Annotated in this window: 21 protein-coding genes, 1 tRNA gene and 1 pseudogene; 4 read left to right on the top strand and 19 right to left on the bottom strand. The window is 66.7% G+C overall.

All coding sequences use genetic code 11. The features are described from left to right. Positions 1-122 precede the first annotated feature (122 nt). The 5 genes from pgi to ACO2Q4_RS12085 all read right to left on the bottom strand — a co-directional run bounded on the left by pgi (position 123) and on the right by ACO2Q4_RS12085 (position 5,690). Positions 123-1,727, bottom strand: coding sequence for a glucose-6-phosphate isomerase (pgi, locus tag ACO2Q4_RS12065; protein ID WP_423319511.1), 1,605 nt, complete (start codon positions 1,725-1,727; stop codon positions 123-125). 6 nt (positions 1,728-1,733) lie between these two features. Beyond that, entirely contained in the window at positions 1,734-2,402 is a 669-nt protein-coding gene (pgl, locus tag ACO2Q4_RS12070) for a 6-phosphogluconolactonase (RefSeq protein ID WP_311759058.1), read from the bottom strand. Positions 2,403-2,404: 2 nt separating this feature from the next. Beyond that, a complete protein-coding gene (zwf, locus tag ACO2Q4_RS12075) occupies positions 2,405-3,856 on the bottom strand; it encodes a glucose-6-phosphate dehydrogenase (RefSeq protein WP_311759057.1) in 1,452 nt (483 codons plus the stop codon). A gap of 68 nt (positions 3,857-3,924) precedes the next feature. Beyond that, positions 3,925-4,497 carry an RSP_2648 family PIN domain-containing protein gene (locus tag ACO2Q4_RS12080; RefSeq protein WP_423319513.1) on the bottom strand — a complete coding sequence of 191 codons (573 nt, stop codon included), beginning with the start codon at positions 4,495-4,497 and terminating at the stop codon, positions 3,925-3,927. Next, entirely contained in the window at positions 4,494-5,690 is a 1,197-nt protein-coding gene (locus ACO2Q4_RS12085) for an RSP_2647 family RNA methyltransferase (RefSeq protein ID WP_423319515.1), read from the bottom strand. Before ACO2Q4_RS12085 ends, ACO2Q4_RS12080 begins: the two co-directional genes overlap by 4 nt. A gap of 115 nt (positions 5,691-5,805) precedes the next feature. Between ACO2Q4_RS12085 and edd the strand changes: the two genes are divergently transcribed. Then, positions 5,806-7,608, top strand: coding sequence for a phosphogluconate dehydratase (gene edd / locus ACO2Q4_RS12090; protein ID WP_423319517.1), 1,803 nt, complete (start codon positions 5,806-5,808; stop codon positions 7,606-7,608). An 18-nt stretch (positions 7,609-7,626) separates the two neighbouring features. On the opposite strand, the gene ACO2Q4_RS12095 is transcribed toward edd, so the two are convergent. From ACO2Q4_RS12095 to ACO2Q4_RS12120, 6 genes are all read right to left on the bottom strand, one after another. Then, positions 7,627-8,106: a low molecular weight phosphatase family protein gene (locus ACO2Q4_RS12095; protein WP_311758846.1), complete on the bottom strand. Its 480-nt coding sequence runs from the start codon at positions 8,104-8,106 to the stop codon at positions 7,627-7,629. 3 nt (positions 8,107-8,109) lie between these two features. Next, on the bottom strand, positions 8,110-8,604 hold the full coding sequence (locus ACO2Q4_RS12100; RefSeq protein ID WP_423319519.1) for a UPF0262 family protein: 495 nt from the start codon (positions 8,602-8,604) through the stop codon (positions 8,110-8,112). Beyond that, positions 8,601-9,911, bottom strand: coding sequence for a histidinol dehydrogenase (hisD, locus tag ACO2Q4_RS12105; RefSeq protein WP_311758844.1), 1,311 nt, complete (start codon positions 9,909-9,911; stop codon positions 8,601-8,603). Before hisD ends, ACO2Q4_RS12100 begins: the two co-directional genes overlap by 4 nt. A gap of 134 nt (positions 9,912-10,045) precedes the next feature. Then, complete coding sequence (locus tag ACO2Q4_RS12110; RefSeq protein WP_311758843.1) at positions 10,046-10,525, bottom strand: DUF2948 family protein; 480 nt, start codon at positions 10,523-10,525, stop codon at positions 10,046-10,048. Continuing rightward, positions 10,518-11,801 (bottom strand): UDP-N-acetylglucosamine 1-carboxyvinyltransferase, encoded by a 1,284-nt coding sequence (gene murA, locus ACO2Q4_RS12115; RefSeq protein ID WP_423319522.1) that lies wholly within the window; start codon positions 11,799-11,801, stop codon positions 10,518-10,520. Before murA ends, ACO2Q4_RS12110 begins: the two co-directional genes overlap by 8 nt. Beyond that, a complete protein-coding gene (locus ACO2Q4_RS12120) occupies positions 11,802-11,993 on the bottom strand; it encodes a hypothetical protein (RefSeq protein ID WP_395133709.1) in 192 nt (63 codons plus the stop codon). It abuts the gene before it with no gap. Between the two features lie 133 nt (positions 11,994-12,126). Between ACO2Q4_RS12120 and ACO2Q4_RS12125 the strand changes: the two genes are divergently transcribed. Both ACO2Q4_RS12125 and ACO2Q4_RS12130 read left to right on the top strand, forming a co-directional pair. After that, a tRNA-Thr gene (locus tag ACO2Q4_RS12125) sits at positions 12,127-12,201 on the top strand. A 306-nt stretch (positions 12,202-12,507) separates the two neighbouring features. Further along, entirely contained in the window at positions 12,508-12,858 is a 351-nt protein-coding gene (locus ACO2Q4_RS12130; protein WP_311758840.1) for a RidA family protein, read from the top strand. On the opposite strand, the gene lpxB is transcribed toward ACO2Q4_RS12130, so the two are convergent. From lpxB to ACO2Q4_RS12170, 8 genes and pseudogenes are all read right to left on the bottom strand, one after another. Beyond that, positions 12,833-13,996, bottom strand: a complete 1,164-nt coding sequence (lpxB, locus tag ACO2Q4_RS12135) for a lipid-A-disaccharide synthase (RefSeq protein ID WP_423319524.1) — start codon at positions 13,994-13,996, stop codon at positions 12,833-12,835. The two genes, ACO2Q4_RS12130 and lpxB, sit on opposite strands and share 26 nt — an antisense overlap. A gap of 87 nt (positions 13,997-14,083) precedes the next feature. Beyond that, positions 14,084-14,881 carry an LpxI family protein gene (locus tag ACO2Q4_RS12140; RefSeq protein ID WP_423319526.1) on the bottom strand — a complete coding sequence of 266 codons (798 nt, stop codon included), beginning with the start codon at positions 14,879-14,881 and terminating at the stop codon, positions 14,084-14,086. Beyond that, positions 14,878-15,666 (bottom strand): acyl-ACP--UDP-N-acetylglucosamine O-acyltransferase, encoded by a 789-nt coding sequence (gene lpxA, locus ACO2Q4_RS12145; protein ID WP_423319528.1) that lies wholly within the window; start codon positions 15,664-15,666, stop codon positions 14,878-14,880. The genes ACO2Q4_RS12140 and lpxA overlap by 4 nt, the downstream gene beginning before the upstream one ends. After that, positions 15,659-16,138, bottom strand: coding sequence for a 3-hydroxyacyl-ACP dehydratase FabZ (gene fabZ / locus ACO2Q4_RS12150; RefSeq protein ID WP_311758837.1), 480 nt, complete (start codon positions 16,136-16,138; stop codon positions 15,659-15,661). The genes lpxA and fabZ overlap by 8 nt, the downstream gene beginning before the upstream one ends. 66 nt (positions 16,139-16,204) lie before the next feature. Then, positions 16,205-18,313 (bottom strand): hypothetical protein, encoded by a 2,109-nt coding sequence (locus ACO2Q4_RS12155; RefSeq protein ID WP_423319531.1) that lies wholly within the window; start codon positions 18,311-18,313, stop codon positions 16,205-16,207. Beyond that, a pseudogene (locus tag ACO2Q4_RS12160) lies at positions 18,310-21,086 on the bottom strand (DUF4159 domain-containing protein). The gene ACO2Q4_RS12155 and the pseudogene ACO2Q4_RS12160 overlap by 4 nt, the downstream one beginning before the upstream one ends. Continuing rightward, on the bottom strand, positions 21,086-21,955 hold the full coding sequence (locus ACO2Q4_RS12165; RefSeq protein WP_423319532.1) for a DUF58 domain-containing protein: 870 nt from the start codon (positions 21,953-21,955) through the stop codon (positions 21,086-21,088). The pseudogene ACO2Q4_RS12160 and the gene ACO2Q4_RS12165 overlap by 1 nt, the downstream one beginning before the upstream one ends. Next, positions 21,952-22,953, bottom strand: coding sequence for an AAA family ATPase (locus ACO2Q4_RS12170; RefSeq protein WP_395133696.1), 1,002 nt, complete (start codon positions 22,951-22,953; stop codon positions 21,952-21,954). The genes ACO2Q4_RS12165 and ACO2Q4_RS12170 overlap by 4 nt, the downstream gene beginning before the upstream one ends. A 62-nt stretch (positions 22,954-23,015) precedes the next feature. Between ACO2Q4_RS12170 and ACO2Q4_RS12175 the strand changes: the two genes are divergently transcribed. Next, a complete protein-coding gene (locus tag ACO2Q4_RS12175; protein WP_423319627.1) occupies positions 23,016-23,570 on the top strand; it encodes a DUF1285 domain-containing protein in 555 nt (184 codons plus the stop codon). The last annotated feature ends 1 nt before the right edge of the window (position 23,571 follow it).

The following is a 23,571-nucleotide window of genomic DNA, read 5'->3' on the forward strand; positions in this document are numbered from 1 at the left end:
TCCGCCGCCTTTGTTATTTTCCGATGCTCGGCGGTGGCGGGCATTGCGGAAATGCGATCGCCGCCGGGCCCGTGGCACCGGCGGCGAATGGGTATTTGGAAAACGGTGATGACCGCGATGGGTCAGCCGCGCAACTCTCGGATCAGTGCCGCGAGATGTTCGGTCGATGGGTCATGGCCGGGCGATGCGACACCGTCCAGAAGCGGCGCTACCTGCAGCGCGAGTTCCTTGCCCAGTTCCACGCCCCATTGATCGAAGCTGTTGATCCCGAGGATCACGCCTTCGACAAAGACGCGATGTTCGTAAAGCGCCACGATCTGCCCAAGAACGAAGGGCGTGAGTTCGGGAAAGACCAGTGTCGTCGATGGCCGGTTGCCCGGAAAGACCCGGTGGCGGGCCTGGCGTTCAAGTTCCGCCCCCTCAAGGCCCTTCGCCCGCATTAGCCCGCGCGCTTCGTCAAGCGAGCGGCCGCGCATCAGCGCCTCGGACTGGGCAAGGCAGTTCGCGGCCAGAAGCAGGTGATGATGGGCAAGGTCCGGCTCATGCCCGCGCGCCGCCAGCATGAATTCGCAGGGGATGACCTGCGTGCCCTGATGGATCAGCTGATAGAAGGCGTGCTGGCCATTCGTCCCCGGCTCTCCCCAGATCACCGGGCCCGAGGGCAGGGTCAGGTCTCTGCCATCCATCGCCACCCGCTTGCCGTTCGATTCCATCTCGAGCTGCTGGAGATAGGCCGGCAGGCGTGCAAGCCGATTGTCATAGGGCAGGACGGCGCGGGTGCCATAGCCGCAGACCTGATTGTGCCACAGGCCGACCAGCGCGAGCAGCACCGGCAGGTTCTGCCCGTCCGGCGCGGAACGGAAATGGCGGTCCATCGCCAGCCCGCCGGCAAGGAATTCGTCGAAGGCATCCGGGCCGATGGCGATCATCAGAGACAGGCCGATCGGGCCCCACATGGAATAGCGCCCGCCGACCCAGTCCTCGAACCCGAAGACACGGTCCGCATCGATGCCCCATTGCGCGGTCTTGCCCTGGGCCGAGCTCAGCGCCGCGAATTGGGTGGCCGGGGTCGTCACCGATCCGGCCATCCAGTCCCGGGCGGTCGCGGCATTGGTCATCGTCTCGATCGTGGTGAAGGTCTTGGAGGCGACGATCACCAGCGTCGTCGCGGGATCAAGCCCCTTCAGCGCGTCCGCGATATCCGCCCCGTCCACGTTCGAAACGAAATGCACCCGCGGCCCGTCATGCCAGGGCGACAAGGCCCGCGTCGCCATGGCCGGGCCAAGGTCGGAACCGCCGATGCCGATGTTCACGACATCGGTGAAGCGCCCGCCCTGCCCCGAAAACGCGCCGCTGCGCACGCGCGCGGCAAAATCGCGCATATGCTGATGGGTCTCGCGCACCTGAGGCATGACGTCCTTGCCGTCGACGGTCACGCTGCCGTCAAGGTTGCGCAAGGCGGTGTGCAGGACGGCCCGATCCTCGGTTTCGTTGATGCGTTGGCCTGCGAACATCGCGTCACGACGGGCGGCGACGGGGGCCGCCAGTTGCAACAGCAGGTCGCGCGCCGTGGCGTCAATCGCCGTCTTCGACCAGTCGAAGACCAACCCGTCGGCCGAGGTCGCAAAGCCTGTCGCGCGACCGGGATCGGCAGCAAACAGATCCTCGATCCGCAGGTCGCCCTGCTGCCGGCGGTGTTCGGCCAAGCGCTTCCAGATGTCGTTCATGTCAGGTTACTCTGCCCAGTGCACGGTAATATCGCCCAGAAAGGCGCGGATCGGCGCGTCGCGCGCATCAAGCGTCTGGGCACGTTCCAGCGCCTCGCGCTTGTCGGCGCCCGTGATCATCAGATGCGGGCAGATCGCCTTTTGCAGCGCCGAGGCGGTCAGCGTGATCCGGGGTTCGTCCTTGATGCTGCGCACCGCCATCACCGGGGGCGCATGGGGGGCAAGGGCCTGCGCCGTCTCGGGGGCGCCGGGAAACAGGCTTGCGGTATGCATGTCCGTGCCCATGCCCAATAGCAGCACCGTGATCGGCAGCAGAGGCTGGATCTGGGCGGCAAGGGTGTCGACCGCCTGCTCGGGCTCGGGGTCGCCGGTATAAAGGTCGATATAGCGGGCTGCGGCCGCATTGTTCGTCAGAAGGTGGCGATGCAGCAGGCGGCTGTTCGAACGCACATGTTCGCCGTCCACCCAGCGTTCGTCGTTCAGAAAGACCGTGACCCGCGACCAATCCAGATCGCCACCCGACAGCGTGTCGAAAAGCGGGCCGGGCGTCGTTCCCCCCGGAACGCAAAGGGTTGCCGTCTCGTTCACGCGCAGATGCTGGGCCAGTTCGCCCGAGATCTTGCGGGCCAGCGACAGGGCCATCATCTCGCGGTCGGGGTATTCGACGAATTCCATGGTCACGGCCTGATCTCCCTCCAGCGGCGGTTGTCGCGATGCAGAAGGCGCAGCGCCTCCTCGGGTCCGCTTGAGCCCGCATCATAAGGCTCGGGGCGTTTCGATCCAGCCTCCCATTCGGCGATGATGGGATCGGTCCAGGCCCAGGCCGCCTCGACCTCGTCGCCGCGCATGAACAGCGTCTGGTTGCCGCGGATCACATCCATGATAAGCCGTTCATAGGCATCGGGCATGTCGGTGCCGTTCGCCCCCAGCGCGTCGGCAAAGCTCATGTCCAGGGGCACCTGCACCAGGCGCATCCCGCCCGGCCCCGGCTCCTTGATCATCACGGTCAGGTCCATGCCCTCGTTCGGCTGCAGCTTGATGACAAGCTGGTTCGAACGCGGGCCGTCCACCTCGTCAAAGATCGAATGCGGCGGCGCCTTGAACGTCACCACGATTTCGCTGGTCCGGGCGCGAAGCCTTTTGCCCGTGCGCAGATAGAAGGGCGTGCCGGTCCAGCGCCAGTTGGCGATGTTCACCTTCAGCGCGACATAGCTTTCGGTGCGTGAGGCGGGGTTGTCGACGTCGCGCAGGTAATCCGAACCGTCCGGCCCGCCGTGATACTGCCCGCGCACGATGTCCCCCGGCGTCAAGGGCTCCAGTGCGCGGATGACCTTCAGCTTTTCGTCGCGGACCGCGTCCGGATCGAAGTGATAGGGCGGCTCCATCGCGATCAGGCACAGAAGCTGCATCATGTGGTTCTGGACCATGTCGCGGATCGCGCCGGAATGATCGTAATATTCGCCACGCCCGCCGACGCCCACCGTTTCGGCCACCGTGATCTGGACGTGATCGACATATTGCGCGTTCCACAGCGGCTCGAAGAGCATGTTGGCGAAGCGCACGGCCATCAGGTTCTGGACCGTTTCCTTGCCCAGATAATGGTCGATCCGGTAGATCTGGTTTTCCGCGAAATGTCGGGCCAGCGTGGCATTCAGCTCGCGCGCGGTCGCAAGGTCGCGGCCAAATGGCTTTTCCACCACGATGCGACTGTTTGCATCCGCGATGCCGTGATCGGCAAGGCGCTGCGCGATGTCGCCGAACAATGCCGGGGCAACCGAGAAGTAGAAAGCATGCACCACGCCCTGCCGGATGCGGGCCTTGAGTTCCTGCCAGCCATCGGTTCCGCGCGCATCGATGGCGACGTAACCAAGATGCGACAGGAAATCGTCAAGCTGGGACAAGTCTTCGGTCGGACCCGCGAACTCCCGGATCGCGTTGCGCGCTTCCTCGCGGAAGGCGGCGTCGTCCTGACGCGTGCGCGCCGCGCCGATGATCTGGGCCGAGGGCGGGATCTGGCCCGCCACATAGCGCCGGTAAAGCCCCGGCAGGATCTTGCGATGCGCAAGATCGCCAGTCGCGCCAAAGACCACCAGGTCGAATTCTTCCACCGGAATGATGCGCGAAACCATTAGGCCCTCCTCGTCCATGGGAATGGGACTAGCGTCTGTTAGCGATAACATCAACCCTGCCCTCATCTCTACCTACCCTCGCCCGATCCGCGCTGCGCCGCAACATCCGACCCTGCCAGCCGGTCGATCGCCTTGGCAAGACGTGGCAGGCGGGCCCGGCGCATCAACTCCTTGCGAGCGAGTTCGCCGCCAGCGCGCCGCGCGCGATCCTGCGTCGCGGCGACCGCGCCCAGCACGGGATCGGGGTGATTGAGGAAAAAATCGCGAAGAAATTCATCGGGGTGAATGGCGGCAAGCCCTGCCGCCGCCAGGGCACTGCGGGGGAAATCGCGCAGGTTCGCCGTCACGATCATTCCCGCCCCCGACGCCAAAGCGGCCTCGACCACATGGCGGTCGGCGGGATCGGGCAGATCAAGCCCCTCTGCCCCGCCAGAGGGCAGGGTCATCGCCTGCGGGAACCGGTCCTGCAGCAGCGCAATTTCGACCCCCGCGGGGACGCCTTGCCGGTCTGCGGCGTGACGCCATTCATCAAGGATGCGCTGCGACCAGACAGGCTGGAACAATCCCGCCGCCGCCACGTCGCACAAAATCTCGCGCAGGACGGTGGGATAAAGAACGCAGGCGTCCAGGACCGCCTTCATCCGTCCAGCCGGAAGAACAGGGCCTTCAGGTACCCCGTTTCGGCCAGTTGCGGCAGCGTCGGGTGATCGGGTCCGGCCTGCCCGGTATGGATCAGCTGACTGCGACGTCCGCCCCGGCCGATACCGCGGGCGCTGGCATTGCGGAACGAGGTCAGGTCGGCCGCATGGCTGCACGAGCAAAGGCCCAGATAGCCGCCCGGCGCGACCAGCGGGGCCGCCAGCTTCGCGACGCGTTCATAGGCCCGCAGCCCCGCCTCCAGCGCCTGTTTCGAAGGGGCGAAGGCCGGCGGGTCGCAGATCACCACGTCGAATTGCGCGCCCTCGGCCGCCAGCGCCTCCATCTGCGCAAAGGCATCACCCTGCCGGGTCACAAGCCGGTCGGCCGCGCCCATCGCCTTTGCCCCGCCCTGCGCCAGTTGCAGCGCCGGCGCCGAGCCGTCGATGCAGGTCGCCTGCACGGCACCGCCGGCCAGCGCGGCAAGGCCAAAGCCGCCGACATGGGAGAACACGTCCAGAACGCGCGCGTCCTTGGCCAGACGCTGGGCAAAGGCATGGTTCGGGCGCTGGTCATAGAACAGGCCCGTTTTTTGTCCCTGCATCAGGTCCGCAAGATAGATGGCGCCATTCATCGACACCTCGACCGGACCGGACATCTCGCCCGACAGGATCTCCAGCCGCTCGTCCAGTCCCTCAAGGCCGCGCGCCCGTCCCTGTCCGTTCAGGATCACGGTGCGCACGCCCGTCACCTCGCGCAGCGCGGCGGCGATCTCGGCCGACATGCGCTCGGCCCAGGCGGCATTGGGCTGAATGACGGCGGCGTCGCCAAAGCGGTCGATGATGGTGCCGGGAAGCCCGTCCGACTCGGCATGGACAAGGCGGTAGAAGGGCTTGTCGAACAGCCTCTCGCGCAGCGCCAGTGCGCGCGACAGGCGCGCAGCAATCCAGTCACCGTCGATGCGCGCGCCGGGGTCGGCGTCCATCACTCGCGCGATGATCTTGGAGTTCGGATTGACCGTGCACAGGCCCAGCGGGCGATGTTCGGCATCCTGAAGCTCGGCGAAACTTCCGGGGGCAATCGCGCGGGTGCGGCGGTCGGTCACCAGTTCATCCGCAAAGACCCAAGGGAAACCATGTCGGATCGCCTGGGGTTTGGACTTGGGGCGCAGGCGGATGATGGGCAGGTCAGCGGTCATTTTGGGCCTCGTTCGAACGGCGCAGGATTGCCACGACCCGGCGCGCGGGGCAAGTGTGACGCGGTTGCGCCGTTATCGCTAACGGACTATATAACCGCTCAGGAGGACGCCAGCCATGACCTTGCACGCCACCGTCGACCGAGTGACCGACCGCATTCGCGAACGTTCGGCCAAGACCCGCTCGGACTATCAGACAAAGATCGCCCGCGCTGCCGAGGACGGCCCGCGCCGCGCACATCTGTCTTGTGGCAACCAGGCCCATGCCTATGCGGCCATGCCCGACAAAGATGATTTCGCCGCAGCGCGCAAGCCCAATGTCGGGATCATCACCGCTTATAATGACATGCTGTCCGCGCATCAGCCCTACGAACGCTATCCCGATCTGATCCGGCGCGCCGCCCATGCGGCAGGCGCGACCGCGCAGGTCGCGGGCGGGGTTCCGGCGATGTGCGACGGCGTTACGCAGGGCCGCGCCGGGATGGAGCTGTCGCTGTTTTCGCGCGATGTGATCGCGCTTGCCTCGGGCGTTGCGCTGTCCCATGACACCTTCGATTCAGCGCTCTACCTGGGCGTCTGCGACAAGATCGTGCCCGGCCTTGTGATCGCCGCCGCGACCTTCGGCCATATTCCCGCCGTCTTCATTCCGGCCGGGCCGATGCCCTCGGGCCTGCCCAATGACGAGAAGTCCAAGGTCCGCCAGCAATTCGCCGCAGGCGAAGTCGGGCGAGAGGCCCTGATGGCGGCCGAAATGGCCAGCTATCACAGCCCCGGCACCTGCACATTCTATGGCACAGCGAATTCGAACCAGATGCTGATGGAGTTCATGGGCCTGCACCTGCCGGGCTCAAGCTTCGTGAACCCCAACACGCCGCTGCGCGAGGCGCTGACGACGGCCGCCGTTACCCGAGCCGCCGCGATCACGCGACTGGGCAACGACTATCTGCCCGCGGGCGACGTGCTGGATGAACGCGCCTTCGTGAACGGGATCGTCGGCCTGATGGCGACGGGTGGATCCACCAACCTGATCATCCACCTGCCCGCGATGGCCCGCGCGGCGGGCGTCCTGCTTGATATCGAGGATTTCCACGACCTGTCGGAATGCGTCCCGCTGATGGCCCGGGTCTATCCGAACGGGCTGGCGGACGTGAACCACTTCCATGCCTCTGGCGGGCTGGGCTTCATGATCGGCCAACTGATCGAAGCGGGCCTGCTGCATCCCGACGTCAAGACCATCGCGGGTGGCGGGCTGGACCTTTACGCGCAGGAACCGCAATTGCACGACGGGCAGGTCCATTGGGTCGAGGGCGCGCGCGCATCGTTGAACGACAAGATCCTGCGCCCAGCCTCGGACCCCTTCGCGGCGACCGGCGGGCTGAAGCAACTGGACGGTAACCTTGGCCGGGGCGTCATCAAGGTGTCCGCCGTTGCCCCGGAACGCCATGTCATCGAGGCCCCGGCCCGCGTCTTTTCGGACCAGGAAGAGGTCAAGGCCGCCTTCAAGCGCGGCGAGTTCACCCAGGATACGATCGTCGTAGTCCGTTTCCAGGGTCCGCGTGCCAACGGAATGCCTGAACTGCATTCGCTGACACCCACGCTGGCGGTGCTTCAGGATCGTGGGCTGCGGGTCGCGCTGGTGACGGACGGGCGCATGTCGGGCGCCTCCGGCAAGGTTCCCGCCGCGATCCACGTCTCGCCCGAGGCAGCGGATGGCGGTCCGCTTGCGCGGCTGCGTGACGGCGACCTTCTGCGCCTTGATGCCACGCGCGGGGTGCTGGAATGCCTGAGCGAGGATTTCGATACGCGCGAGAATGCAAGCTTTGACCCCGCGCGTTCGGCCGAAGGCATGGGGCGCGAGCTGTTCGCGGCCTTCCGCGCCCATGTCGGCCCCGCAACCGAAGGGGCTGCGGTCGTCGTCTGACGGCTGCGCCCCCCTGCCCTAGATGCCTTCGGCGGCGGCCGAGGGCACGATCGGGGGACCAAAGCGGTCGATCATGCGGTGGCGGATCTGGTCGCGGATCTGGCGATAGATCGCCAGCTTCGCATCGCGCGATTCCGCCAGCCCCGTCGGGTCCATGATCGGCCAGTACTCGACCTCAAGATGCGAAACCCGCGTCAGTTCCAGCGCCTGCCTTTGGCTGGCCGGCGACAACGCCACCACCAGGTCGAAACTGCCCAGGTCGTCGCCCCATTCCTTCATCTCGGCGAATGAACGAGAGCGGTGCTGCGAGATCTCGATCCCGAGTTCCTTGCAGACGGCGATGGCGAAGCCGTCCACCTCCATGTCGTTCTTGACGCCTGCCGACTGGACATAGGCTGCACGACCGTAGAAGTGCTTCATCATCCCCTCGGCGATCGGGGACCGAATCGCATTGTGGTCGCAGCAGAACAGCACCGAATGGGGGATCTGTCCTGCCACGGATTACTCCGGGATCAGCGCGCAGATCAGTGTGAACAGCCTGCGCGACGTGTCGATATCGACAACCGCCTTACCCTCAAGCCGTTCCTGCAGGGTGCGCGCGCCCTCGTTATGGATGCCCCGGCGGGCCATGTCGATCGCCTCGATCTGGGCGGGAGGCAGGCGCTTCACCGCGTCGAAATAGCTTGCGCAGATCTGGAAGTAGTCCTTGACCGTCTGGCGGAATGGACCCATCGCAAGGTGGAATTCCGCCACCTTCTCGCCCCCCTCGGTCGAGATGTCGAAGACCAGCCGCTTTTCCCGCAGTGCAAGCACCAGCGCATAGGGCCCCGCAGGCACGGCTTGTCCTTCCCGGCCCGGCAGGCTGAAGCTGTTGTCTTCGAGCAAATCGAAAACGGCAACGCGGCGGTCCTGCTCCATCTCGGGAGAGGCCGGAGGCATGGCCCTGTCGTCGATCTCGACACGGCACAGCCGGGCCGTGGTCGCAATCGCGATCATCCCTGCCCTCCGTTCAGCGCGCGGATCCGCGAGGCAACGGAAAGCCCATGGGCCGAAAGCCCCTCCGAGGCGGCCAGCACCACCGCATCGGGGCCGATCTTCGCCAAAGCCTCGGGGGTCAGCCGCGCCATCGTCGTGCGCTTCATGAAGTCCATCACCGACAGTCCCGACGAAAAACGGGCCGAGCGCGCAGTCGGCAGGACGTGGTTCGGTCCGCTGACGTAATCTCCCACCGCCTCGGGGGTCCAACCGCCCAGGAAGATCGCGCCAGCATGGCGGGTCTTCGCGGCAAGTGCCTCCGGGTCGTCGACGCAAAGTTCAAGATGTTCGGGCGCAATGCGATCCGAAAGGGTCGCCGCCTCGTCCAGATCGCGGGTCAGGATCACGGTGCCATAATCGCGCCAGCTTGCCCCGGCGACCTTTGCGCGGGGCAATGTCGGCAAGATCCGCTCGACCTCAAGGACTACTGCATCGGCCAGCGCCTTGTCGGGGGTAATCAGAATCGACTGCGCATCGGCGTCATGTTCCGCCTGCGCCAACAGGTCCAGCGCCAGCCATTCCGGGTTCTGCGCGCCCTCGGCAATGATCAGCACCTCGGACGGACCGGCGATCATGTCGATCCCGACGCGACCAAAGACATGCCGCTTGGCCGCCGCGACATAGGCATTGCCGGGCCCGGTGATCTTGTCGACCGGTCGAATCGTCTCGGTGCCATAGGCCATTGCGGCGATGGCCTGGGCGCCCCCGATGCGATAGATTTCATCGACGCCCGCCAGTTGCGCGGCCAGCAGCACCAGCGGATTGACCTGCCCATTCGGCGTCGGCACGCAGATCACCAGCCGTTCGACACCCGCGACGCGCGCCGGAATCGCGTTCATGAGCACCGAAGAGGGATAGCTGGCCTGCCCGCCCGGCACATACAGGCCCGCCGCCGAAACCGGCGTCCAGCGCCAGCCCAGCGTCGCCCCCTCGGGGTCGGTCCATTCCATGTCCTCGGGCAATTGCCGCGCGTGATAGGCGCGGATGCGGTCGGCCGCCACAGTCAAGGCCGCCCGCTCTTCATCCGAAACAAGGGCGATCTGCGCCGCAATCTCGTCCTTGTCGAAGGCCAGCGTCTGCGGTGTCAGGGCCACCCGGTCGAAGCGTCCGCTCAGATCGACCAGAGCCTCGTCCCCTCGTTCCCGCACATCGGCGATGATCGAGGTCACGACGTCGTTCACATCGGCCGAATCCTCACGCTTCATGGAAAGCATGGCGGCAAAGCGCTGCTGGAAATCGGGTTCGGCGGTCGACAGATGGATGGGCATGGTCACACTCGTAATGGTTGGACCTTGTTAGCGGCTGCCGCCCGGCGGCTCAAGCGGCCTGCGCCTGCTTGCCGCCGGGGGAATCGCGGTGGATCGTCGCGCCCCGCAAGGGGCGCGGCGTGGCGCGGCCGCCGCTAGTCCTCGGGGTGTTCCGGCGCGCGGCGGGACGGCGCGACATAGGGTCGCGTCACATCGCGCAGTTCGACGTTCAAGCATTCCGCATCGACCGAAAGCGTGCCGTCGCCCGCGAATTCCAGCAGCAGCTGGCCGGTCCCGTCCTCGCCCGCCTGCCAGCGCAGCGCCAGCAGTTCCAGGATCAGGTCAGCATCCTCGCGGTCGATCCCGTCGCTTTGCACGCGGGTCACGTCCGAGATCAGCAGGACCGTCCGCACCCGTTCATAGGGCCGCTCTTCGCGCCGCGCACTGTCCGCGTCTTCCCAGCGAAAGCGGTTCAGCAGCAGCGCAAGCTGGCGGTGGCGCAGATCATAGGAAATCTCGGTGATCGGCAGGATCGCATCCTGGACCAGGGCGGAAACAACCGTCAGATCCTCGACATCCCCCGCCATCAGCGCCAGGGGCGCGGGATCGGCATCGCTGAAACGCGCGTCATTCATCGGATGGTGTCCCCTTGATACGTTCGATATCGGCGCCCACGCCCCGCAGCTTGCGCACGACCTTCTCATAGCCGCGGTCAAGGTGATAGACGCGGCTGACCACGGTTTCACCCTCGGCCGCCAGTCCGGCGAGGATCAGGCTGACCGAGGCGCGCAGGTCCGTCGCCATGACCCGCGCCCCGCGCAGCTTGTCGACGCCGTGGACGGTCGCATGTCCGCCATGCACTTCGATACGCGCACCCATGCGGGTCAGTTCCGGCGCATGCATGAAGCGGTTCTCGAAAATCTTCTCCTCAAGCACCGAAGTCCCCTCGGCCATGCACAGCAGCGCCATCATCTGCGCCTGCAGGTCGGTCGGGAAGCCGGGGAACGGCTCGGTCACGACATCGACCGCCCGGATGCGGCCGTTCTTGCGTGCAACCTTCAGCCCCCGGTCGGTTTCCGTCACCTCGATCCCAGCGGCATCCAGCTTCTCGCAGAAGGCCGAAACCAGGTCGATCCGGCCACCAAGGCATTCGACCTCGCCCCCGCAGATAGCGGGAGCCAGCATGTAGGTGCCAAGCTCGATCCGGTCCGTGACCACCGGATGGGTCGCCCCGGACAGGGCCTGCACCCCTTCGATCGTGATGGTCGAGGTGCCCTCACCCTCGATATTCGCGCCCATGCGGCGCAGGCACTGCGCAAGATCGACGATCTCGGGCTCGCGGGCAGCGTTCTTCAGGACCGTCGTGCCCCGGGCAAGAGTCGCCGCCATCAGCGCATTTTCGGTCGCACCGACCGAGACGATCGGAAAATCGATCACCGCGCCACGAAGCCCGCTCACGGGCGCCTTGGCATGGACATAGCCATCGCGCAGATCCAGTTCCGCTCCCATGGCCTCAAACGCCTTCAGGTGCAGGTCCACCGGCCGCGCACCGATCGCACATCCGCCCGGCAACGACACGATCGCCTGCCCGTCCCGCGCCAGCATCGGGCCCAGAACCAGAATCGAGGCCCGCATCTTGCGCACGATGTCGTAATCGGCGGTATGGCTGTTCAGGTCGTGGCTGGACAGTGCCAGGACCTGTCCGTCCTGCAGGCTGGCGACCTCTGCCCCAAGCGAGCGCAGCAGGTCGGTCATGGTCCGGATGTCCGACAGACGCGGCGCATTGGTCAGCGTCAGCGGCTGGTCGGTCAGCAGGGTCGCGGGCATGAGCGTCAGGCAGGCATTCTTCGCACCGGCGATCGGAATTTCGCCGTGAAGCGGCCCGTTGCCCCTTACAATGATCTGATCCATCTATTCCTCGTCCTCGGGCATCGGCCCGTCCTGTATCGCCCGCGCCGCAGGCCCATCCTGATCGGGGGATTCGTCCTGTGCGGCGCGTGCCCGCCCCTGCGTCTTGCGACGGGCAAGATTCGCGCGCAACGCGGCTTTCAGCCTCGCTTCGCGGTCGTTCACAACATCCGGCTTGCGGGGTCCCTTTGTCATGGCCCCCTGTTACCGCCTGAGCAGCCTTGCGTCCAGCATCGGGCTTTCCGTGCGGGGCGACCGGAGATTTCATTTTTTCTTGCACCACCCCCTTGCGCCCCCCGATCAGTCGGTCTAAACGCCCTCCACCGGCGCTGCGGTAGCTCAGTGGTAGAGCACACCCTTGGTAAGGGTGAGGTCGAGAGTTCAATCCTCTCTCGCAGCACCAGGAAAACCTCCTGAAATCGTTGGCCTAATCGAGCAGGGGCACCTGCCGCGGATCGATATGGCCGTTCGCGCGCATATGTGCCGCGCCTTGCAGCTCTCGCCGTCATCTTCCTGTCGTCTGCCGCGCACATGATCGCAGGGCGATGCCCCCATCGGTGCGGTGGCGCCCGGCGGGTCCCCTCTGCCGGGCGCCTTTCGCTGGAATGGGCAGCTGATGGCATTGAACGCCGGCGCGCGCTTTGGCATGACGAACCGGCTTCGCCGGCGGCTCGATCCCCGACCACCGGCCCAACCCGAAAGGAATCCCATGTCCGATATCAAACGCATCGAGACCGGCGCCCGCATGAGCCAGGCCGTCATCCACAACGGCACCGTCTATCTGGCTGGCCAGGTCGGCAATCCGGGTGCAAGCGTGACCGAACAGACCCAGCAGGTGCTGGCCCAGATCGATCGCCTTCTGGCCGAATGCGGCTCGGACAAGACCCGCATCCTTTCGGCGCAGGTCTGGATGGCCGACATGAGCCAGTTCGCGGACATGAACGCAGTTTGGGACGCGTGGGTCCCCGCTGGCCACGCTCCGGCCCGCGCCACGGGCGAATCGGCACTGGCGACGCCGGACTACAAGGTCGAAATCATCGTGGTTGCCGCGCAGAACTAAGCGCCGCCATGACGGAGCGCGCGGCGCGCAGGCCCGGAGCCTCGCCGCCGCGCCCCAGCCGCTCCATCGTCAGGGCCATAGCCTCATGCTGGGCGGCCCGCGCGGCCGGGTTTTCGATCAGCTCGTGCAGCGCCTTGAACATCGCACCTGGCTGGCATTTACGACCCAGAAACTCGGGAACCGTGCGCGTTTCGCTGACCAGGTTGACCAAGGTCACGGTGTCCGTCTTCAGCATCAACCCGATGATCATCCGGCTGAGCGGAGCCACGTCATAGCCGATCACCATCGGCACGTCATTGGCTGCAAGGTCCAGGCTGACCGTCCCCGAAGCCGCAAGGGCAAGATTGGCGGCGGCGAATGCGGCGCGCTTGTCCTCGGGCGTCTCGACGACGATCGGGGCAGTGGGCCAGCGCTTCGCCATGTCGCGGACCAGGCCAGAGACCCCGCGCACCGTCGGAATGACGACGCGGATCTCGGGCAGGCGGTCGCGAAGCTGCATCAGGGCCTCGTCGAAACGGGGACCAAGCCGCGCCACCTCTCCGCGTCGCGAACCGGGCAGGCAAAGGATAAGGGGCGCATCCGCGGCAATATCATGCGCCTCGCGGAAGGCGATGCCTTCATCCGCGGTGCCGACGGGCTCGGCAGCGATCGGATGACCCACGAAATCGCAGCTCATGCCTGCGGCCTGCATATAGGGCGGCTCGAAGGGAAGGATCGCCAGCACATGGTCGATGACCTGCGCCATCTTCGCCGCACGTCCCGAACGCCACGCCCAGACCGAGGGCGCGACGTAATGGATTGTCCGCAGGTCGGGCATCATCTCCCGCGCCTCGCGCGCGACGCGAAGGCAGAAATCCGGGCTGTCGATGGTGATGAGCGCGTCCGGCCGCGCCTCGGCCACCGCTTTCGCGGTCTGGCGGATACGGGCCTTCAGCTGGCGGTATTTCGGCAGCACCTCGACGATGCCCATGACCGAAAGCTCTTCCATGGGGAACAGGCTTTCCAGCCCCTCGGCACCCATAGAAGGGCCGCCGACGCCAAGAAAAGCGGCTTCCGGATCGAGGGTCTTCAGCCCGGCCATCAAGGGGCCGCCCAGATTGTCGCCCGAAGGCTCGCCCGCGATCAGGAAGAACTTCATCGCGTCACTCCGCTTGCGCCGTCGCTGATGGGTATTTGTGAAACGATGAATTGCCCGATGGTTTTCGCCGTTTTCCAAATACCCAATTCAAGCCCGCGCCCAAAGGAACAACCCCGCCTGATTGGCACAGTGGACGGCCTCGTCCCGTTCCAGCAGGATGACGCTCCCGGCTTCCCAGACGATGCCGCCAAGCCCGGCTTCGGCCGCCTGGCGGACCGTGTCGGGACCAATGGTCGGCAAATCGATCCGGCGGTCCTGTCCGGGCTTTGGCGCCTTGTAAAGGAGCCCCTTCGCCCCCTTGGGATCGGGTTTCAGCCCGGCATGAAGCTTTGCAAATTCAAGCATCGCCTGCGTGCCGGGCAGCGCCTCGATGGCAAGGCACAGGCCCTGGGCCACAACGGCGCCCTGTCCCACGTCCAGGGGCCCAAGCCCATGCACGATCTCGGCCGCGCGGCCCGCGTCCTTCTGGTCGCGGGGGCTTGGCTCACCGGCCAGCACCCCTTCTCCCGGCACCAGCTCGGGCAGGATTTCATCGACCGAGACGATGTGGATCCCCGCCTCTTCGAAGACGTCAAGAACGGCGCGCAGTGCGGCGTCGTCGCCCGACTGCATCCCCATCAGGATACGGGGCACGATCGCCATTGTGCGCTGGTCGAAGAGGTCGGGCTCGATCCGCGGACGCCGGATGGCGCCGGCAAAGACCGCACGGGTGACGCCTTGGTCGGTCAATTCGTCCAGAAACGGCACCAGCCGTTCAAGCCGAAAGGGCTTGGCCTCGATCTCGGGGCGAAGATGGTCCAGCGCATAGATCACGGGGGTGTCCAGCGCGGCGGCAATGGCGGGGGCAAGGCGACCCTCGCCTGCGATCAGGGCGATGCGGCTCATGAATGCGGCGCCAGGAAGCTGCGGTCCGAGGGACCGAGGATGAAGTCCAGCACCTCGCGCACCATCGGCCCGGTTTCCTCTTCGGCCAGTTGGCGGGCCTTATCGCGGAAGCTGCCCTCGCCCAGACGCGCGAACATCTCGCGCAGGGCGTGGATTTCGTCGCGGGAAACGCCGCGGCGCTTCAGCCCGACCAGGTTCAACCCGTCCAGGTGGCCGCGCGGCCCCTGAACCAGACCGAACGGAATCACGTCTGCGGTGACCATGGTCAGCGCACCGATCATTGCCCCGCGCCCGATGCGGACGAATTGGTGCACCCCGGCAAGCCCGCCGATGGTCACGTCATCCTCGACGATGCAATGGCCAGCCAGCGCGGCATGGTTGACGATGGTGACGCGGTCGCCCACCTGGCAATCATGCGCGACATGGCTGCCCGCAAGGAACAATCCGTCATCGCCGACGCGGGTGATGCCGCCACCGCCCTCGGTGCCGGGATTCATCGTCACATGCTCGCGGATGCGGTTCCGGGCACCGATCACCAGCTTGGTATGTTCGCCCCTGAACTTGCGATCCTGCGGCACCTCGCCGATCGAGGCGAAGGAATAGATCTCGGTCCCGTCGCCGATGACGGTATCGCCCGCCAGCACGACATGGGATTTCAGGACCACGCCCCGGCCAAGGACGACCTCGGGGCCGATGACGCAGAACGGTCCGATCTCGCAGCCCTCGCCGATCTTCGCGGCGGGGTCCACGACGGCCGAGGGATGGATGATGATCGGATCAGCCATTGTCGCCACGGTTCAGCATGGCCATCACCTCGGCCTCGGCGGCAAGCTTGCCGTTGACCAGGGCACGGCCTTCGAATTTCCAGATCTTGCCGCCACCGCGCAGGGTCTTCATGTGCAGTTCCAGCACGTCGCCCGGCACGACCTTCTGGCGAAAGCGGCACTTGTCGATGGACATGAAATAGGTGCCCATCCCCTTTCCGGCCAGATCCAGCGACACGCCGACCAGTACGGCCGCGGCCTGGGCCATGGCTTCGATGATCAGGACGCCAGGCATGACCGGCTCCTGCGGGAAGTGGCCTTCGAAATGCGGTTCGTTCGCGGTCACGTTCTTGACGCCGACGCAGCTTTCGCCCGGCACGATATCACGCACGCGGTCGATCAGCAGGAAGGGGTAACGGTGCGGCAGGATGCTTTTGATCGTGACCAGATCGACTTCGGTCGGCGGAACATAGGCGGTCGCGTCGGTGGACATGGGCGGCCCTCAATAACTGTTTTCGATTGCCTAGCAACGGGGCGCGCGCTTGGCAAGTTTGCGGGATCAGGCCCGGCGGATACCCGACCAGCCGCGCCCCTCGCTTAGCCAGCCAGCAAGCGCCAACCCGGCCACCAGCAGAAGCCAACCCCAAGGCGGCAGGATCGGCTGGTGAGTGATCCCCGAGGTCGAGGCCGCACCCCGCGGCGTGATCGCGATCCAGTCACCCGCGACACCGCGACCATGGGCGGGACGCCCCTCGCGGACGGTGCGCAGATCGGGGATTCCGGCGGACAGGTCCAGCACCGCGCCGCGGGTCTTTTCGACCAGAGGACCCAGCGCGGACGAGGTTGCGACCGTCTCTTCAAACTCGCGCGGCGCGGCGGGGCCAAGCGCCATGACCCGGGTGATCTCTCCATCGGTCAGGCGGTAAAGGCCGGGTTCGGGGGCTGTCCAGCGGGCGGTGAAGCGTCCCGGCCCGGCCTCGGTCAGGTCCAGCGTCCGGGTGGTCCCATCGGGGCCTGTGATGCGGACGGGCTTTGCGCGCTCTGCCATCGTCCGGCGGGTGATCGTGACCGTCAATCCCGAGGCGACATCGGCCAGCAGGGCCTCTTCCTCCAGTTCCGGTTCCTTCATCGACCAATGAGCGATGCGGCGCAGCAGTTCAAGCTGCGGCCCCCCGCCTTCGAACCCGCGCCCCCAAAGCCAGACCTGATCCGAGGTCAGCATCGCCACTCGGCCCTTGCCGACGCGGTCCATGATCAGCAGCGGTTCATCCCCCGCCCCGGTCATGACAACCTGCGCGCGCGGGTTAGGGATGACCTGAGACATCCGCAGCCAGCGGCCCCAATGCGTCTCGCTGCCTTCGGTCGGAGCGCCGGACAGGCCCGCCGTCACTGGATGGCGCAGCCCTTCCTCGGTCAGGCGAGGCAGGAAAGGCTCCTCGAAGATGCGGCCGGTCGGGCGACCGGGCAGGATCATGCCCATCGGGGACAGGTTGAGGCTTTCGACGGTCGACATCTCGGGGCCGGCCGATACCAGGACCGCCCCACCCTCTTCGACATAGCGGCGGATATTGTCGAAATATTGCGGCATCAGGATACCGCGCACGCGATAGCGGTCGAAGATGATCAGATCGAAGTCGCGGATCCGCTCCATGAACAGTTCCTGGGTCGGGAACGCGATCAACGACATCTCGTCGACCGGAACCGCATCCATCTTGTCCGGCGGACGCAGGATGGTGAAATGGATCAGGTCGACATTGGCATCCGATTTCAGAAGATTGCGCCAGGTGCGCTCGCCCGCATGGGGTTCCCCCGACACCAGCAAAACGCGCAGGCGGTCGCGCACGCCCTGGATCTGCAGGGCGACGGCATTGTTGCGGTCGGTCAGTTCGGGAACCGCGGCATCCGGCGCGTCGAAACCGATCGAGACCACGTTCTGGCCCGCATGTTCGGGCACCACCGGCAGGTCCAGCGGGACTCCCGGTGGCAGGTCCAGGCTGCGGTCCTCTTCTCCGTCGACCAGAACATGCAGTCGGGCCGGCGTCCCGGCGATCTCGGGCGGCACCGCGCCCTGATCCTCGACCCGCAGGCGGATCGTCACCGGCTGATCGATCAGCCCATAGGCCGGGGCCTCCTCGATCACCAACCTGCGGTCCCAGTCACCCGGCTGCCCGGTCTTGAGCAGATGGACCGGTGCCGGGGCATCGATCGGCAGCAGGGGCGCGTCATGGGCCAACCCATCCGTCACCGCGATCAAGCCCGCGACGCGGGCCTGCGGCTCGGCGGCAAGCGCCCGCGACAGGGCCGCACCGATCAGCGTGCCATCGGGATCGTCGGCCACGGTGACGCGGCGGATTTCGGTATCGGGCAGCGCTGAAAGCTGGCGGGTCAATTGCCCGATGGCCGCATCCGTCTGCTCGGTCCGGCCCGGCAGCGATTGGCTGGCGCTGCGGTCATCCAGCAGGATGACGATGTCCGAAAGCTTGTTGCGGATGCCGGATTCCAGCGCAGGGCCGGCCAGCGCAGCCGCTGCCGCAAGACCCCCAAGGCCGCGCCAGGCCCAGCCGCGCAGGCCCCGCCACAATGACCACAGCGCGATCAGCAGCGCGATCCCGGCGACCGCCGCCACCAACGACCAAGGCAACAGCGGATCGAAGCCCAGCCCGGTCATTGCATGACCTCTTCCCCGCGCAACCGCTCCAGCAGGGCGGGAACATGGACCTGATCGGATTTGTAGTTGCCGGTCAGGACATACATGATCAGGTTGACGCCAAAGCGATAGGCCATCTCGCGCTGATGCTCGCCCTCAAGCCCCGAACCGACGCTGAACAGGGGCATGCCATTGTCGCCGATGGCCCAGGCCTCGGCCCAGGAATTGCCACCGATGATGACGGGCGAGACGCCGTCGTTCAGGCTGCGAAAGGGCACGCCCTCAGCCGCCTCGGCCCCGGCCGGCGGCGCTTCAGCCCAGACCTCCAGCCCCTGATAGCGGCCGGGGAAGTCATGCAGCAGATAGAAGCTGCGGGTCAGGACATGGTCTGTCGGGATCGGCGCCAGAGGCGGGATGTCCAATGGCGCCGCCAGCCGCTGCAACGCCGCCGATCCGTTCGGACCGCCAAGCCCGGCAATGTCACCGTCGCGGGTGTCAAAAAGGATCATGCCGCCCGATCGCAGGAAGTGGTTCAGCCGCACATAGGCCTGTGGTCCGGGCATGGGCTGGCTGTCCGTGACCGGCCAGTACAGGAAGGTCAGCAGGGAAAGATCGTCCCTGTCCAGGTCGATTCCGATGGGTTCGCCCGGCTCGACGGTCGTGCGGTCCGTCATCACGCGCGAGATTCCCCGCAGCCCCGCGTCAGAGGCCTTGTCGACCTCGGCATCGCCGGTGACGACATAGGCCAGCGCGACCTCGTCCGCGGCGCGGATCAGGCGGGGATCGGGATCCTCCTGGGCCAGGGCCATCGTGGCGGCAAGGGATGCGATCAGCAGAACCAGCACCCTCATCATGCGCCGGCCCCTTTCCGGTCGCGGGGCGCAAGGCCACCGCGCGCCAGCCAGGCACTGCCGAGCGCGTCCAGCGCAAAGACCAGCGCGGCAAAGGCGATCAGCCAGCCCCGCAGATCACGGCCCGGAGCTTCGGCCGCGGCCTCGATCCGGGCGCCGGGCCAGGATGCGCGCGCAAAGGGGCCACCTGCGTTTAACGCCGCCGCCCTTTCGCCCGCGCGGTAAAGCCCGGCGGGGGCCCCCGGCCCGGGTCCGCGCGCGAATTCTGCAGCCGGGACGGGAACCAGATCCTGCGGATCGCCCGCCCGGCCGAAACCGTCCAGCACCTGTGTCGGGGTCCAGAACATCTCGCCATCCATCTCGGGCTCGGGCGCCTGCGCGCTGGCGCGCGCGGTCTGCACCAGCCGGTCCAGCATTCTGACGAACAGCCCGGACAATGCAAGATTCGACCATTCCGCATTGGCGGTGGTGTGGAACAGCACGACCTGCCCCTGTCCCAAGGCCGCGCGGGTGATCAGGGGGGTTCCGTCCGTCAGTTGCGCCAGCGTGCGTGACGCAAGATCCGGCGATGGCTCGGCCAGCAGCTGGGCCCGAACGGTCGCGTCCGACGGGATCGCCAGCCCGGCAAACGGCCCCTCTGGCGGAAATGGGGCTACGCCTCGCGGATCGCCCCAACTGAGCGCACCGCCCACGTCCCGTCCCCCGCTGCGCAGGCGGACGGGCAACAGAGCCTCGTCCCCAAGCCGTTCGGATGCAGCCATGCGCGGTCCAGAAAAGCGGATCAGCAAGCCGCCCTTGTCGACCCATTCCTGCAATGCCCCCGTCTCGGCCGGGGCAATCTGGTCGACCAGCACGATCACGTCCGGAGAGGCCTGCAGCACGTCGCCCAACCCGCCTTCGATCAGGTCGGTGCGGGGGGCAAGCGCGCGACGCAGGTAATGCAGCGGCGACAGAAGGCGCTGACCCTCGTTCGCGCGATCGTCCCCGACCAAAGCCACCTTGCGGCGGCGCAGGCTGTCATCGGCCAGAACGACCGTGCCCGCCGATCCCTGCCCTTCGATTTCGAAGCGCGAAACGCGGTTGCGCAGTTCCGAGGGCAGCGCGATCGGGACAAGACGGCTGATCACGCCCGAGGTTCCCGCCTCTGCGGCCTCGGGCTCCAGCCGTGCCAGTTGCCGGGGCGTTCCCTGCGGATCGACACCGATGGCCAGCACGCCCGGCGCAGGGCCATCGGTGTCGGAATGCATCCGCAATGCCGGCTGTTCGCCCGCGACCAGTTCCAGCGCCAGCCGCGGCCCCTGCGGCGGAACCACCGTCACCGTCGCGCGATCCTGCAGCGCCGAAAGCAGCGCCGTGCGGCCGGGATGGTCCAGCCCGTCGCTGAGCCAAAGCACCGAAGCCGAGGCAGGAACCTGGGACAGGGCTTCGGTCAGATCCTGCGGATAGCGGGTCTCCCATGCCACGGGCTGCTGGGCGCGCAGGCGGGCCGCAAGCTCGCTGGCGGGCTGGAAAGGCACCGCGCCTTCGGCCTGACCGTCCGCGACCAGCAGCGCGGCCGGCTGCCCGGCGCTGGCCGCGCGTTCCAGCGCACGCAGCGCGCGCGCCTGCCGCTGGGACCAGTCGGGCGCGGCGGCCCAGCCCGCATCCATCACGATCAGGACCGCCCCCTGCCCGGCCTGTTCGGGCGCGGGCTTCCAGATGGGCCCGGCAAAGGCAAGGATAAGGGCCGCGATCGCCAGAACGCGCAGCAACAGCAACCACCACGGCGTGTGCCGCGCGACGGGGCGCGGATCCTTCAACCCCAGAAGCAGCCGGGTGCCCGGAAAGCGCAGCAGGCGGGGTGACGGGGGCATGGCCCGCAAAATCAGCCACAGCACCGGCAGGGTCGCCAGCGCGGCCAGAAGCCAGGGCGTCAGGAAACCTATCGGACCCAGGATCAGCATCAGCCCTCCAGCACCGACCACAGCCACATCAGCGCCTGCGCGGGCGGGACGGCGGTATCATGCGTGCCGAAATGCCAGCCCGCCTGAAGTGCCGCGCGGGACAACATCTCGCGCCGCTCGGCCAGCCGGGCCAGATATGCCTCGCGCAGACCGGCCGCATCGCGGGTATCGTGCCTGAGCAACCCCGATCCCGAACGGAACAGCACGGCCCCGGAATAGGGAAAGCCCTGCTCGTCAGGGTCAAGCACCTGCAGCATCGCACCCTGCACCCCGAATCCCGCCGCGCGCTGCAGATAGGCCAGCGCCGGAGCGGGATCACCCAGGAAATCGTCGAACAGGATGACACGCTGGCCGGGACGCAGCGCCTCGGCCGGAGGCATGTCCTCGTCCACGTCAAGGCGGGTCCGCGCCACCAGCGCCTGCCCCATGCGTTCCGCCTGAAGCCTGCCGGTCCGGGGCGGCTGTCCCGCCAGAGCGACGCGTTCACCGCTGCCCAACAGGGCCAGCGCCAGCGCCAATGCCAGCAGATTGGCACGGTCCGCCTTGCGCGGGCGCGTCGCCGCGCCCGAATAATCCATCCCGGCCGCGCCCGACACCCAGATCACCGCGGATTGCGCAACCTCGGCCTCGCGGTCGCGAACGAATTGCGCATCCGACCGGGCCGAGCGCCGCCAGTCGATGCTGCGGGCCGTATCGCCGGGGGCGGCGGGGCGGTATTGCCAGAAATCCTCACCCGTGCCCGCGCGGCGCTTGCCATGCGCGCCGGGCGTCGCTGCTGCGGCAAGGCGCTCGGCCGAAAGCATCAGGGCCGGCACTCCGGTCAGGGCCGCCTCGGCCTCGGCACGAAGCTCGGCAGCGGTCCTGTTCACGCGGCGGCCTGCATCCGGTCGCCCAGCAGGCGCGAGATCAGCCCTTCGACCGTCTCGCCCCGCGCGCGGGCGGCAAAGCTCAGGGCCATTCGGTGACGCAGCACCGGGGCGGCCATCGCCTCGACATCCTCCAGCGTGGGGGCGAACCGCCCTTTCAGCGCGGCGCGGGCACGAGTGACCAGGGTCAAAGCCTGCGCGGCGCGTGGCCCCGGACCCCAGACCAGCATGTCCGACATCCAGGCGGGCGCTTCAGCCGCACCGGGACGCGCGGCGCGCACAAGGTCCAGGATCGCGTTCAGCACCGTCTCTCCCACCGGCATCCGGCGGATCAGGGCCTGCGCATGGATCAGCCCCGCCGCATCGAAGACGGCATGGGCTGCGCCCTGCTCGACCCCGGTCGTGGCCAGAAGGATTGCGCGCTCGGTGTCGCGATCGGGGTAGTCGACGTCGATCTGCAGCAGGAACCGGTCAAGCTGCGCTTCGGGCAAAGGATAGGTTCCCTCCTGCTCGATGGGGTTCTGGGTCGCAAGAACATGGAAGGGGCGACCAAGCGGGCGGTGTTCGCCGCTGATCGTCACCTCGCTCTCTTGCATCGCTTGCAGCAACGCGGATTGCGTCCGCGGACTGGCGCGGTTGATTTCGTCCGCCATCAGAAGCTGGGTGAAAACAGGCCCCTCGATAAAGCGAAAGGCGCGACTGCCATCGGGGCGCAGGTCCAGCACCTCGGACCCCAGAATGTCGGCGGGCATAAGGTCCGGGGTGAACTGGATGCGCGCACTGTCCAGTCCCAGCACCGTCGACAGGGTATCGACCAGCATCGTCTTGCCAAGGCCCGGCTGGCCCACCAGGAGCGCATGCCCGCCCGAGAGGATTGCGGCCAAAACTTGCTCAACTACGGCGTGCTGACCGACGAAACGCCGCTCAATGCTTGCATGGGCATCGGCAAGGCGTGCCGTCAGCGCCTGAATTTGGGAGACAAGTTGATCATCCTCGGTCATGACAATGCCTCTTTTCTGCTCTAGGACAGCATAGGATGAGGAACGACAAGGCTCCACTGGTAATGGGTCGCAAGACTGACAATCCCGTGAGCATCGCGGACGGACTGGCACAGGCGGCAACACTTGCCTCGAAAAAGGGCCCGCCTCCGGTCCATCTGTGGAACCCGCCCTTTTGCGGTGACATCGACATGGAGATCCGTGCGGACGGCACCTGGTTCTATCAGGGAACGCCGATCGGCAGACCAGCGATGGTGCGGCTTTTCGCCTCGATCCTGAAGCGCGAGGGAGACGCGCATTTTCTGGTGACACCCGTGGAAAAGTTGGGAATCCGCGTCGTCGACGCCCCCTTCCTGGCGGTCGACGCCGATGTCGACCCATCAACGGGTGCTGTGATATTTACGACCAATGTCGGCGATACCGTCACCGCCGGCGTCGACAATGCTGTCACCGTGCGGGGCAGCGCCGATGCGCCGCGGCCCTATCTGCATGTCCGCCGCGGGCTTGAAGCCCTGATCGACCGCAAGACCTTCTATCGCCTTGCCGAGCTGGCCACCCCCGACGATTCCGGTCGACTGGTCCTGCGTTCGGCCGGGGCCATTTATCCGCTGGAGCCCTGAC

The organism is Paracoccus sp. KR1-242 (assembly GCF_049446195.1).
GTDB lineage: Bacteria > Pseudomonadota > Alphaproteobacteria > Rhodobacterales > Rhodobacteraceae > Paracoccus > Paracoccus broussonetiae.